Below are 12,291 nucleotides of genomic sequence, written 5' to 3'. Positions count from 1 at the left end.
TAACAAATTTTAATTAATACAGGCAATCATCATTTATGACTAACCACTTGGTTGAGTGATACTTATAATGCCTGCGCACACAAGTCAACCGCACAAGTAAACCAGCAATCCATGAGTGTGCTTGAATATTCATAGTTAATGAATAAAATACGCCAAGGCCCTATTTTACTGGCCTAGACAAGCACTCAATTTTATTAATACGGACATACGTCCTGTACTTAAGAAAGGTTTCTAGCAATTATGCTAGATTGATAAAAATTATTTTTAAAAGGCTTAGATATGGAAAAGGTATTTCACTTAGGACTATGTATTGACGATCTACAAGGTGCAAAGCTTGCAATCGTGCCCGGTGACCCAGATCGCGCTGCACGTATTTCTCAACTCCTAGACAACCCAACCTGCCTTGCTCAAACACGTGAGTTTCATGTTTATCTAGGTCAATTAAATGGCCACTCTGTGGTTATATGCTCAACCGGTATTGGCGGCCCATCTACATCTATTGCAGTAGAGGAACTTGCTCAATTGGGCGTGCGTCAATTTTTACGTATTGGTACTACGGGTGCTATTCAGCCGCATATTAATGAAGGTGAAATTTTAATTAGCCAAGCGTCTGTACGTTTAGACGGTGCAAGCCAACACTTTGCACCACTTAGTTACCCTGCTGTGTCTGATTTTTATGCAACACAAGCCATGGTTGAAGCTTGTAAAAACTTAAACATTGACTTTCATATTGGTATTACTGCATCTAGCGATACATTTTACCCGGGCCAAGAACGCTACGACACACACTCGGGTTATGTACCAAAAGCATTCCAAGGTAGCTGTGAAGAATGGCAAAAGCTGGGCGTAATGAACTACGAAATGGAGTCGGCCACATTATTCACTATGTGTGCAGCTCTTGGCTTGCAAGCTGCCTGTGTTGCCGGTGTATTAGTTAACCGTACTCGTCAAGAAATTCCTAACGTTGACCACGGTGAAATAGAAAGAAAATCAGTGGCTGTTGTATTAGAAGCCGCTAAAGTGTTGCTAGGTTAACTTTACTTAATAAGTAAAATTGATATGTAAAAGCACAGCTTATTAGCTGTGCTTTTTTGACTCTACTTAAGCGCAGCGCTAATTATTTTTAGCTCTGGCAAATCAGTAAATCCCGATAGTACCGCCTTCGAAACACCTGCTTGATTTTCGTGCCCTTTAGTTTCTAAAAGTGTGATGCCTTTCACCGTCTCTTTATCAAAACTAAGGCCAGCTAAAAAGAACTGACTCAACGCGCTTTGCAGAGGCGATAAACTTGGGCTATAGGCTGCGTTTTCTGCATAACTGCCGTAAAAATCCCCATTATTAAATGTACTTACCTTGACCGCACTAAAATTTTGGCTGTACGGTACATACGAATTTAACGCAAAGCCAGCAAAAGCCTCTTCGATCTGTTCGTCATCAAAAACCGCAAGCTGAGGCTTTGGGTTAAACAAGCTAAATTCGTTACCCAAATCGGTTGGTCCAAACGAGTGAGGTAAGAGCTCTGCCAATTTAAAATGTTGACTTGGAAGTAAAATATCAAACTCTTTCGCATCGGCTATTTCATTCATAAATTGGCGACAGTAGCCACACGGAGCGTCGCTTATAGCAATTTTAAGGATTTTTTTAGCGCCATTTAACCAAGCGTTATTAATGGCTGACTGTTCTGCATGAACAACTAAACTCAATGCTTGGTGATCAAACTCTACATTAGCGCCAAAATAAAAATTAACTTGTTGCTGATCATCTAGAGCTTTGACAATAGCACCCACATGAAAATGTGATACTGGAGCTACTGAAAACTCAGACGCTAAAGGTACTAAACCTTGTAACAGTGAATCGACAGAAACATTAAACTCTTTGCAAAGCTGTTCAATGTTGTTTGTGTTTAATATGCCGCGCTGCGACTTTAATTGGCTACGTAAGGACGCTGTTTGCGCTACGTTTAACGTGATATGAGAATTTGTAAGGGCTGTATCTTCTTGTACAGTAAAAGTTGCTGAAGCCATAATGTATTTTAATTATTCAATGGCTAAGTAGTTTAAAAGTTTAAGACCCAAATTGCTAGGGCCTGTTGACCTTTCAGGCTTAAAACTTGTTCAAACTAGAGACGATTTAATCGTGGCGCGAGGTTTGTAACCTAGTGAGCTAAGTAGAACCGAGCAAAACTTCCTCGTCCTGCTCATGCCCCTTACCTTCACCCATGTAGGCAACAAAGAGTTAACGCACCTAGGGCGAACCTTCGGGCAACGCGTGTTTGGTATTCATATTGCGTTATCGCCTATTTATCGGGAATAAACACACTACATAGGCGCTGTCTTGCCTAAGCACCAAATACACTGCTGAAAATTTAACCGCGAAAGGTAAATAGACCTTAGGTTATTAAACACAAAAAAAGGGAACACGCCGTGTTCCCTTTCTAAATAACAAACGTTAACGATTAACCAGTATTACGCATACCCGCAGCAATACCTGTCATGGTGATCATTAATGCATTATCGATATCACCTTCATTGTGCTCCTCGTTAGAGCGAGCACGGCGAAGCAATTCAACCTGCAATACATTGAGCGGATCGGTGTACGGGTTTCGTAAACTAATCGACTCTTTTATCCAAGGCTGAGCAGCAAGTAAGCTTTTTTGCGGGCTTAACGACTGCACAAGCTCAATGGCTTCTTCAAGCTCTTTTCGCAACGTTACACCTAATGGCTTGTACATATCTTCCACCAGCGCATTATCATAGTGCTCACTTAACCAGCTATCGGCTTTACTAAATACCATTTCAAGCATTTCTAAACGAGCTCTAAAAAATGGCCAATTGAGGCTCATTTCGTTTAGTGTTTCTAAGCCATATTGGTCTAGTGCCTTTTTTAAGCCTGTTAACGCACCTAACCAAGCAGGCAACATTAACCTGTTTTGACTCCATGCAAAAATCCATGGAATAGCACGTAAACTTTCAACGCCCCCATTAGGGTTGCGTTTTGCAGGGCGAGAGCCAAGCGGAAGTTTAGAAAGCTCTAATTCTGGCGTTGCCATTCTAAAGTAAGGAACAAAGTTTTCGTCGTGGCGAACAACATTGCGGTAATGCTCACACGACTGCTCACTAATAAGCTTCATAACTTCGCGCCATTGTGGCTTAGGCTCTGGCGGTGGTAATAAGTTACTCTGCAGTACTGCCCCTGCATATATATTTAGGCTTTGTAGTGCTACATCTGGCAAACCAAATTTAAAGCGTATCATTTCGCCTTGCTCTGTTACCCGTAAACCGCCTTTAAGTGAGCCTGGCGGTTGCGAATGCAGTGCTTGTGCAGCCGGTGCACCACCTCGACCAACAGTCCCTCCTCGGCCGTGGAATAACACAAGCTCAATGCCGCGCTCGTCTGCAAGCTGCACGAGTTTATCCATTGCTTCGTATTGGGCCCAACCTGCTGCCATCATACCGGCATCTTTAGCCGAATCTGAATAACCAATCATTACATTTTGCGTATTTTGAATATGGCCGCGGTACCACACGTTATCGAGTAGCGTCGTGATCACGTCGCTACCATTATTCAAATCGTCTAATGTTTCAAATAATGGGGCAACTGGCAATTCAAAACTACAGCCGCTTTCTTTAAGAAGTAACTGTACAGCTAAAATATCGGATGCAGTGCGTGCCATTGAAATAATATACAAACCAAATGTTTTTTCATCTTGCTTTGCAATTACATCGAAGGTGTCGAGCACTTCTTGTACATCAGGGCTTGGTTGCCAATGCTTAGGGATAAGCGGACGACGCGAATTAAGCTCCGCTAGTAAAAATGCTTGCTTGTCTTGCTCTTGCCACTGGTTGTAGTCCCCTAACCCTAAATAACGCGTAAGTTCAGAAAAAACGTCGCTGTGGCGTGATGAATCTTGACGTACATCCAGTTTTGCCAAACGCAGGCCAAAACTGTTTAAACGATGCATTAAATCAAGTAGTAAGCCATCGGCAACGACTTTCATGTTACATTTTAATAATGAACGATAGCACACCTCAATTGGGTGCTTAAGCTGGTTAATATCAGTAACAAGATCTTGTGCGTCAGTGCGTTTGTGCTTAATTTTTGCACCTAGATGCGCCACTGTTTCAGACACTTCGCCTTTAAGCTTTTTAAGCACAGTGCGGTAGGGTTCAAAATCTTGGCCTGCCAACTCAATGAGTTCGTCGCTAGCGTCAGACATAGATAGCTCAGCGCATAACGTATCAATATCTCGGCTATATAAATCAAGTGCCATCCAGCGACCATGGTCAAGAACTTGCGAAGTAACCTGTGCAGTAACAAATGGGTTACCGTCTCGGTCTCCACCCATCCAAGAAGTGAATTCAATAGGACTGTAGTCAATGGGCAACTCTAGACTTAACTGCTCTTTAGCATGCTCCGAAAATTCACGTAAAAAACGCGGAACAGCATGCCAAAGACTATTTTCAATAACTGCATACCCCCATTTGGCCTCATCAACAGGCGTTGGGCGCGAACGACGAATATCGTCTGTATGCCACGCTTGGCTTATTAACTGAGCAATTCTATTTAAAATAGCTTCGCGCTCATGCTCCAAGTTATCTTTTCGCTCAAGCGATGCTAAACAATCGCTCAACTCTACGTGCTTGTTGATAATGGTACGGCGTGTAACCTCTGTGGGGTGTGCCGTTAGTACTAAATTAATGTGGAGTTTTGAGAGTGTGTCAGCAAGGTGGTTAGAGTCTAGCTGACCTTCTTGTGCTTTAGCGGCTAACGTTTTTAATGTTTGAGTGAGAGGGTTTTGCTGGCCAAGACCAGCGTCATTAAAACGCGATACAGTATGAAACTGCTCTGCCACATTGGCTAAATTTAAAAAATGATTAAATGAACGGGCAACCGGTAAAAGCTCTTCATCACTAAGCGCATGTAATACTTCAATTAACGCCTTGCGATCGTCTTCATTACCACTGCGAGAGGATTTTGATAAAGCGCGAATTTCTTCTACTTTATCTAAAATTGCTTGGCCTTGGGCATCTTTTATAGTTTGACCTAATAATTGCCCAAGTAGACCTACATTACCTCGCAAGGCGGCATATTGTTCACTCATTTCTCAGTCTCCTTTGTTTCATGGAGGACTATTAATATCATTAAGAGCGCATATTTAATAGATCCATTTGCAATGTCATGTCGTAAAAAAGTATAGATAAAATAATCACAAAGCACTGGTATGATCATTTTTTACGACGGTAACTGCCCACTTTGCAGCACTGAAATGCAACAGTTAAAACAAGCAGATAAACACAGCTTAATCACCCTTGAGGATTTAAATGCTGCTGATTTTAGCGAGCGCTACAGGCATATAAACAAAAACCAAGCACTTACATACCTGCAAGCGCAACTAAAAAATGGCGAGTTAATTTATGGGCTAGACGTAACATACCAAGCGTGGAAAACAGTTGGAAAACACCGCTGGTTGAAAATTTTTCGCTTGCCGGTTATTCGTATTTTTGCAGATTGGAGCTATATTTTTTTTGCAAAACACAGGCACTCTATAAGCAGGTTGTTAATGCCTAATACCCAGTGCAACAACGGCCAGTGCGCTATAAAATCAAAAGGAAAAAAATGAAGACAATTATTCTTTTTGGCGCTAGTAGCGCGATTGCTAAAGCCTACGTGAAGCACCTTCAAAACCAAACAATTGAATTTAACATTGTATGTGTCAGTTCAAGTAACCATGTTCCACAACACAGTAACAACATTACTTTTTACAATACTGATTACTCTACTGACAGTTTATTTGGCCTTACTCAACATTTAAAAGATGAGCAAGCCGACATACACCAAGTAATAATGTTCAACGGTAAGTTACATAACTCCGAGCACATGCCAGAAAAAAAGCTTGAAGACATCAACGCTGATTATTTTAATTTGTTACTAAACGCAAATACGCTCACCCCATTGCTCTGCTTACAAAGCGTTTTGCCTTTAATCAATCATAAAACGCACTGCACTATAACCGCGCTAAGTGCACGAGTAGGTAGTATTAACGACAACAAAATGGGAGGCTGGTACAGTTATCGAGCATCTAAATCAGCCCTTAACATGTTATTTAAAACTGCTGCAGTAGAGCTTGCTCGTCGTGCAAAGAACACCAAGCTTGTGCTATTTCATCCTGGTACAACTGACACTGACCTGTCTAAGCCTTTTCAAAAAAATGTACCCGAAGGCAAATTGTTTACACCTGAATTTGTAGCACACCAACTTTTTGACTTAACAAATAACAACCCTGATTTAGAACTAAATGGCGAGCCAGCTTATTTAGATTGGCAAGGCTCAACTATACCGTGGTAAGGATTTAAAATGCATTTTACTAAAGCGCGTATCGACGCACTTGAAAAACGTACTCGTACACATTTAATAAACTCGTTATCTGGGTTTAAAAGCGCAAACCTAATAGGCACACAAGACCTACTAGGCAACACTAATTTATCGATTGTTAGTTCGGTTATTCATTTGGGTGCTCACCCTCCCCTCGTAGGTATGATAATGCGCCCACACAGTGTACCGCGCCATACGTTTGAAAATATATTACAAACAGGTGTTTACACTATCAATCAGGTAAATAAGTCTATTTATAAACAAGCGCATCAAACCTCAGCACGCTACGACAAAGACGAATCCGAATTTGAGGAAACAGGGTTAACAGCTGAGTACTTAAATGAGTTTTCGGCCCCTTTTGTCAAAGAGAGTCGCTTAAAATACTCAGTAAAATTTGTTGAAAGTAAACATCTTGAAATTAACGGAACTGAACTAGTGATTGGTGAAATTGTCGATGTGTATTTAGATGAAACCGCTCTGCAAAGCGATGGATTTCTAGATTTACAAGCCATTGATACTGTTGCGGTTACAGGCCTTGACAGCTACCACACAGCAAATAAATTAACGCGCCTTCCCTACGCAAAAAAATAACTTTTAGGGGTGCATGTCACCCCTTTGTCATGACAAACGCACAACCCAACTTAACCCCAACGCACTAAAAACCTCAATCGATGTTGCTGATCGCAGAACATTGAATTTTAAAAATGCATTGCGCACAATAGCGAAAATTCCAAGGAGAATCCCATGAGCACAATCGGTATTGGCACGCAAACCCCAGAGCAAGCATTGGCCAGCTTAAGTAATATGACCCAATCGTTAACACCTATTCAGACTGACGAACACATTGAACGTATAGCAAAAGCACAAGCTTATATGACAGCTAATAACATTGATGCAATTTACCTAAATGCAGGGACCAACCTAACCTACTTTACGGGTATGAAGTGGTATGCGAGTGAGCGTATGGTTGGCGCAATTTTACCTGCGATTGGTGAAGTACAGTACATAGCACCTTATTTTGAAATTGGTACTCTAGATGGCTTTAAAGTGGTTGAAGGGCCAATACACGGCTGGCAAGAGCACGAAAACCCTTATGCGCTATTTGTTAGCGTATTAAAGCAACTAAACATTAGTGACGACGCCACCATCGGCATCGATGAAAGCGCACAGTTCTTTATATTCGATGGTATTAACAAAGTGCAAAAAGGCTTGAATATTATCAATGCGCAAAGTGTTACTGCACATTGCCGTATGCACAAATCGGTTAACGAATTAGCACTTATGCAGTGCGCAATGGACATGACCTTAGCCGTTCACCAAGCCACTGCGAGTATGCTTTACGAAGGTATTACCACCACAGAAGTAGAAGCCTTTATAAAAAAAGCGCATCAAAAAGTAGGTGCTCCGGGCAACTATTTTTGTATTGTACTGTTTGGCGTAGCAACGTCGTTTCCACATGGTGTTAAAGATGCGCAAGTGCTTAAAAAAGGCGATATGGTATTAATAGATACCGGTTGTAAAGTACACGATTACCTTTCAGATATAACCCGCACCTATGTATTTGGTGAACCAACACCGCGCCAGCGCATGTTTTGGGATCACGAAAAAGCAGCGCAACTGGCCGCATTTAACACCGCAAACATTGGTACTACATGCGAAGATGTTGACGCAGGTGCTCGTAACTATTTAGCGGCTCAAGGGCTGGGCCCGCAGTACCAAACACCGGGTTGCCCGCATCGAACTGGCCATGGTATTGGTTTAGATATTCACGAATGGCCATACTTAGTTGGCGGTGATAAAACCCCACTTGCCCCAGGCATGTGCTTTAGTAACGAGCCAATGCTAGTGATACCCGATGAATTTGGGGTGCGTTTAGAGGATCATTTTTATATGACCGACAACGGCCCTCATTGGTTTACAGAGCCTAGCCACAGTATCGACGACCCATTTGGGCTTAACGCTTAATTCCTTCAAGAGCAGCTGTTTAGCTGCTCTTTTTATTTTATTCGTTGATAAAGTCCAGTTCATCCCAATATCCCTTTTATACAAAAGCAATCCGCAAAAGGATGAATATGAAAAATTTTAAAATTGATATCGTGTCAGACGTAATGTGCCCATGGTGTGTAGTAGGTTATAAAAATCTTGAGACAGCACTTGGCCAACTTAAAGACGAAATGAGTGCAGATATTACATGGCATCCTTTTGAGCTAAATCCAGATATGCCAGTTGAAGGTCAAGACTTAAACGAGCATTTAATGCAAAAGTACAACCTAACTGAAGAACAAGGCGATGAAAATCGTAAAAACATGTTCGAAGCAGGAAAGCGTGCTGGATTTACGTTTAACTTTGATGGCAAACGTATCATGATCAACAGCTTTAATTTGCATCGTTTATTAATGTGGGCACGCGAAGAAGGTAAGCAAACCGAGTTAAAACTCGCCTTTTTTGAAGCGCACTTCACCGATTTAAAATACTTAAACCAAGAAGACGCTCTGCTTGATGTTGTCGAAAGTGTTGGCCTTGATAAAGAAGAAGCCCGAAATATTTTGCACTCAGATAAATACGTTCAAGCTGTACGCCAAGAGCAAAATAACTTTAAACAAATGGGTATTACCTCAGTCCCTACGTTTATCATAAACGATAAATACGCACTCACTGGCGGACAACCAAGCGACTCATTTATTCAAGCACTAAAACAAATTAGCGAAGAAGAAGCCAAGCAAGACGCTTGATATACAAATAAATTTTAAAACAAAAAAAGGCTGCACATTGCAGCCTTTCTTATATATTTATGAGTTCAAAAATAATACAAACTTGTTATTTACCTTCGTTCTCTTTTGGTGTCATTATAGAAACTAAATTTAACAAATCAATAATAGTACCTATAAAGGGATTTATAATGAAATATATAATTACAACACTAACTTCACTGTTTCTTTTAACTGCATGTTCGACAATACCTCTAGCTGATAGCCCTCACTCTACGCTTATAATGCCGAGTCCTCCGGAATATCCAATTAAAAACGCCCGTGAAAAGATAGAAGGTAGCGTGACAATGTCTTTTGATGTAGATACATCTGGTAAGCCAATTAATATTAAGGTGATCAAAGCTGAGCCTGTTAAAACTTTTGATAAAGCTGCAATTCGCTCTCTTTCTAAATGGCGTTACGCACCTAAAGTAGTTAATGGTATTGCAGTAGTTGATGAAGACTTAGAAATGACTATAGATTTTAATTTAGAAAAATAATAACTAACTAAAACAAAAAAAGGCTGCACATTGCAGCCTTATTTATATACCCAAAGATACATCTTTAATTAAAATAAACTAAGTACGATAAAGTACTTTAATAACATGCCAGCCAAATTTAGTTTTAACTAGGTGTGGCTCTAAAATAGCGCCATTAAAGGCTATTTTGTCAAACTGCGGAACCATTTGCCCGCGTCTAAATTCACCTAAGTCACCGCCTTTTTTACCCGATGGGCACGACGAATACTTTTTAGCTAAGGTTTGAAATTTTGCACCTTTACCTAATTGCTTAATAATGTCTTCTGCTATTTCTTTGTGCTTAACCAATATGTGGAGTGCGTGCGCTGTACTTGCCATTTCAAAGCCCTAGTAATTTAAAACGCGGCGATTTTAGCACAGCCCCTGTTTGAGAGCATCTAATTGATTTTATAAATAGTGAAGTTCATCACATTTAGAGGGAATACGGCAATACTGATATTTTCCAAATAAGGTATAGCGGTTTAAAGCTATTTTATCGTACAGCCAATTATTAAAGGTATTTGGTAAAACACTAAATACAGTGGCTAGTTTATAGGGGTAACCTAGCTGCTTAACCACTTCAAAAAAAGCATGACTTTGTGTGAACACTTTGCCGTTTTGTAAGTACACCATCGAGGCGTATTGGGTAGTTGAAAAACCAAAGTGAGTTAATAGCACTTCACCTTTTGGAGATTGCACGCTACATAATTTAAAAATGGCATTGGTATCGTTACTAATTATAAAATTACACCACGCACTACATAATTTACATTTTGAGTCGAATAATATAATTTTGCGATTACGCATTAGTGTGACTGCATTTTCACTCATTTATTTTCCTTAAGCGATTAGTGCTGGACCGGCTTTTTTTGTAACTTACGTTGCAATGTGCGTCTATGCATATTTAACTGCCTAGCTGTGACCGATATATTGCCATTATTACTGTGTAGCACTTGCTGAATATGCTCCCATTCTAAGCGTTCAGGCGACATAACAGCATCATCAATACTCGTTTGAAGCTCACTTTTTTCGTTATTAAGTGCTTTTAATAATGTTGCCATATCAATAGGTTTAGTTAAATAATCGTTTGCCCCTAAGCGCATTGCTTCAACCGCAGTGGCAATGCTAGCAAACCCAGTTAATAAGACTATATGTGTATTTTCTAATAAGTTGCGCAGTGGCTTTATAAGCATTAAGCCATTGTCGTCCCCGAGTCTCATGTCTAATAAAATAGAGTCGGGTACTAATTGGCGCGCACGAAGTAACGCATCACTTTGGTTATGCGCAACATCACAGGTGAAGCCTTGCTTAGTTAAACGCCTAGCAAGCGTACTGGCTAAATTTATATCATCTTCAATTATTAGTAACTTCATTATGCTGTCTGCTCGTTATTAATAATGGCTAACTTAACCTTTGCTACGGCACCGCCTTCTTTATGGTTAAATAAGGTTAGTGAGCCATTTAGTCGCTCAAACGTGACGTTAGATAACAACACGGCCAAACCCATGCCTTGTTCGCTAGGCATTACCTGCCCCCCTAGTTCAGCTAGTTGTGAGGGCGTAAACCCATCGCCAAAATCACGGATTAATAAATCTATACATTGATCTTGCTGGTCAAGCTCCCAGCTTAACTCAAGCTCTGTTTTACCTTGTTTTTGATTTGCTATAGCCGCATTTTGCAACAAATTTAATATAGCTGGTAACAACATTGCGTCACTTAAAAGAATCGCATTAATGGAAGGTGTAGACCATTTAATATGTTGACCGGGGTACTGTAATACAAAGGTATCGTTAATGGCTGTTTGTAATTGCGTTATGGTTATTTGATCTTTAGCATTGTTAACCCGTATTTGCTCCGATAGCGCTCTAAAACTATTAAGTTGCTCTCGACATTGCTCAAGTGGGGTTTGCATCTGTTTAACTATAATATTGTTTGGTTGCTCCTCTAATAGCTCTTCAAACAACAGTTGTAAGTTAGCTATCGGTGTTGCTAACTGATGAGTTATTTGTGCTGCTGCGCCATCAAGCGTTACTAGTTGCTCATTTCGTAGTTGTTTTTCTCGGGCTTTGGCAATGACGCGTTCGCGTTCTTTTAGTGCACGGCTCATGGCCCCTATCACAAGCGCTATTACACTGGTACTTAAAACAAAGTTAACCCACATGCCAACAAAGTGACCGCTCATGTTCATTTGATGCATACTGTGATTGGGCATGTTTATTAACAAAAAGCTGTATGCAGCAATGGCAAGCAAAGCTATATAGGCTAAGCCTTTTTCACGTAGCGTTACCGCTGCTATCATAATAGGCAGTAATAATAACGACACAAATGCATTAGTTGCGCCGCCACTTAAAGAAAGCAAAACAGTTAAAAACAAAACGTCAGCAGTGAGTTGCATCAGCATAACCGAGGGTTTAGCGTGGCTAACGTGTCGGTAAGCAAATAGACTGACTAATTGAAACGCAGCTTCTAAAGCAATAACACCAAGTAAGGGCAGTAATGCCAATTGGTAATCAAGTAAAAAATAAACACTTAATACTGCAATTAATTGTACTGCAATGGCGCCGCTTCGTAGCATAAGTAAACGGCTGATAGTGGGATCAGTTTGCATTAACAAAACAATGATTTTCCAATTTAATATATAAAAATGAGTTGAG

At 40.5% G+C, this 12,291-nt stretch carries 13 protein-coding genes; 7 read left to right on the top strand and 6 right to left on the bottom strand.

All coding sequences use genetic code 11. From position 1 onward, the window contains the following. Positions 1–279 precede the first annotated feature (279 nt). A complete protein-coding gene (gene udp, locus P20480_RS17265) occupies positions 280–1,035 on the top strand; it encodes a uridine phosphorylase (RefSeq protein ID WP_008126218.1) in 756 nt (251 codons plus the stop codon). 62 nt (positions 1,036–1,097) lie between these two features. On the opposite strand, the gene cdd is transcribed toward udp, so the two are convergent. Together cdd and ppc are read right to left on the bottom strand one after the other, a co-directional pair. After that, the gene (gene cdd, locus P20480_RS17270; protein ID WP_008126217.1) at positions 1,098–2,024 is read right to left on the bottom strand and encodes a cytidine deaminase; all 927 of its coding nucleotides are present in this window, start codon (positions 2,022–2,024) and stop codon (positions 1,098–1,100) included. Positions 2,025–2,455: 431 nt separating this feature from the next. Next, entirely contained in the window at positions 2,456–5,101 is a 2,646-nt protein-coding gene (ppc, locus tag P20480_RS17275; protein ID WP_006791658.1) for a phosphoenolpyruvate carboxylase, read from the bottom strand. A gap of 120 nt (positions 5,102–5,221) precedes the next feature. Here ppc and P20480_RS17280 point away from each other — a divergent pair, with 120 nt between their 5' ends. The 6 genes from P20480_RS17280 (at position 5,222) to P20480_RS17415 (ending at position 9,619) form a co-directional block, all read left to right on the top strand. Further along, positions 5,222–5,620, top strand: a complete 399-nt coding sequence (locus tag P20480_RS17280; RefSeq protein WP_008126213.1) for a thiol-disulfide oxidoreductase DCC family protein — start codon at positions 5,222–5,224, stop codon at positions 5,618–5,620. Then, on the top strand, positions 5,617–6,345 hold the full coding sequence (locus P20480_RS17285; RefSeq protein ID WP_008126211.1) for an SDR family NAD(P)-dependent oxidoreductase: 729 nt from the start codon (positions 5,617–5,619) through the stop codon (positions 6,343–6,345). Before P20480_RS17280 ends, P20480_RS17285 begins: the two co-directional genes overlap by 4 nt. Before the next feature lie 9 nt (positions 6,346–6,354). Continuing rightward, positions 6,355–6,963: a flavin reductase family protein gene (locus P20480_RS17290; protein ID WP_008126208.1), complete on the top strand. Its 609-nt coding sequence runs from the start codon at positions 6,355–6,357 to the stop codon at positions 6,961–6,963. Positions 6,964–7,116: 153 nt separating this feature from the next. Continuing rightward, positions 7,117–8,337: a M24 family metallopeptidase gene (locus P20480_RS17295; protein ID WP_008126205.1), complete on the top strand. Its 1,221-nt coding sequence runs from the start codon at positions 7,117–7,119 to the stop codon at positions 8,335–8,337. Between the two features lie 107 nt (positions 8,338–8,444). After that, entirely contained in the window at positions 8,445–9,104 is a 660-nt protein-coding gene (locus tag P20480_RS17300; RefSeq protein WP_008126203.1) for a DsbA family oxidoreductase, read from the top strand. Between the two features lie 167 nt (positions 9,105–9,271). Then, positions 9,272–9,619, top strand: coding sequence for an energy transducer TonB (locus P20480_RS17415; RefSeq protein WP_033024855.1), 348 nt, complete (start codon positions 9,272–9,274; stop codon positions 9,617–9,619). A 78-nt stretch (positions 9,620–9,697) separates the two neighbouring features. Here P20480_RS17415 and P20480_RS17305 read toward each other — a convergent pair whose 3' ends face one another. The 4 genes from P20480_RS17305 to P20480_RS17320 all read right to left on the bottom strand — a co-directional run bounded on the left by P20480_RS17305 (position 9,698) and on the right by P20480_RS17320 (position 12,245). Next, the gene (locus P20480_RS17305) at positions 9,698–9,976 is read right to left on the bottom strand and encodes a peptidylprolyl isomerase (RefSeq protein ID WP_004588770.1); all 279 of its coding nucleotides are present in this window, start codon (positions 9,974–9,976) and stop codon (positions 9,698–9,700) included. A gap of 69 nt (positions 9,977–10,045) precedes the next feature. Then, complete coding sequence (locus tag P20480_RS17310) at positions 10,046–10,468, bottom strand: thiol-disulfide oxidoreductase DCC family protein (protein ID WP_008126195.1); 423 nt, start codon at positions 10,466–10,468, stop codon at positions 10,046–10,048. Positions 10,469–10,485: 17 nt separating this feature from the next. Beyond that, positions 10,486–11,010, bottom strand: a complete 525-nt coding sequence (locus P20480_RS17315; RefSeq protein WP_008126193.1) for a response regulator transcription factor — start codon at positions 11,008–11,010, stop codon at positions 10,486–10,488. Further along, positions 11,010–12,245, bottom strand: a complete 1,236-nt coding sequence (locus tag P20480_RS17320) for an ATP-binding protein (RefSeq protein ID WP_193371870.1) — start codon at positions 12,243–12,245, stop codon at positions 11,010–11,012. Before P20480_RS17320 ends, P20480_RS17315 begins: the two co-directional genes overlap by 1 nt. Positions 12,246–12,291 lie beyond the last annotated feature (46 nt).

Source organism: Pseudoalteromonas sp. BSi20480, from assembly GCF_000241365.1.
Lineage (GTDB): Bacteria > Pseudomonadota > Gammaproteobacteria > Enterobacterales > Alteromonadaceae > Pseudoalteromonas > Pseudoalteromonas marina.
The sequence above is the reverse complement of the archived record's forward strand: the minus strand, read 5'-3'. Positions and strand labels throughout refer to the sequence as shown.

Excerpts from the sequence above, each read along its gene's own strand:
- udp (WP_008126218.1), top strand. The coding sequence starts at position 280 with ATGGAAAAGGTATTTCACTTAGGACTATGTATTGACGATCTACAAGGT.
- cdd (WP_008126217.1), bottom strand. The coding sequence starts at position 2,024 with ATGGCTTCAGCAACTTTTACTGTACAAGAAGATACAGCCCTTACAAAT.
- ppc (WP_006791658.1), bottom strand. The coding sequence starts at position 5,101 with ATGAGTGAACAATATGCCGCCTTGCGAGGTAATGTAGGTCTACTTGGG.
- P20480_RS17280 (WP_008126213.1), top strand. The coding sequence starts at position 5,222 with ATGATCATTTTTTACGACGGTAACTGCCCACTTTGCAGCACTGAAATG.
- P20480_RS17285 (WP_008126211.1), top strand. The coding sequence starts at position 5,617 with ATGAAGACAATTATTCTTTTTGGCGCTAGTAGCGCGATTGCTAAAGCC.
- P20480_RS17290 (WP_008126208.1), top strand. The coding sequence starts at position 6,355 with ATGCATTTTACTAAAGCGCGTATCGACGCACTTGAAAAACGTACTCGT.
- P20480_RS17295 (WP_008126205.1), top strand. The coding sequence starts at position 7,117 with ATGAGCACAATCGGTATTGGCACGCAAACCCCAGAGCAAGCATTGGCC.
- P20480_RS17300 (WP_008126203.1), top strand. The coding sequence starts at position 8,445 with ATGAAAAATTTTAAAATTGATATCGTGTCAGACGTAATGTGCCCATGG.
- P20480_RS17415 (WP_033024855.1), top strand. The coding sequence starts at position 9,272 with ATGAAATATATAATTACAACACTAACTTCACTGTTTCTTTTAACTGCA.
- P20480_RS17305 (WP_004588770.1), bottom strand. The coding sequence starts at position 9,976 with ATGGCAAGTACAGCGCACGCACTCCACATATTGGTTAAGCACAAAGAA.
- P20480_RS17310 (WP_008126195.1), bottom strand. The coding sequence starts at position 10,468 with ATGAGTGAAAATGCAGTCACACTAATGCGTAATCGCAAAATTATATTA.
- P20480_RS17315 (WP_008126193.1), bottom strand. The coding sequence starts at position 11,010 with ATGAAGTTACTAATAATTGAAGATGATATAAATTTAGCCAGTACGCTT.
- P20480_RS17320 (WP_193371870.1), bottom strand. The coding sequence starts at position 12,245 with ATGCAAACTGATCCCACTATCAGCCGTTTACTTATGCTACGAAGCGGC.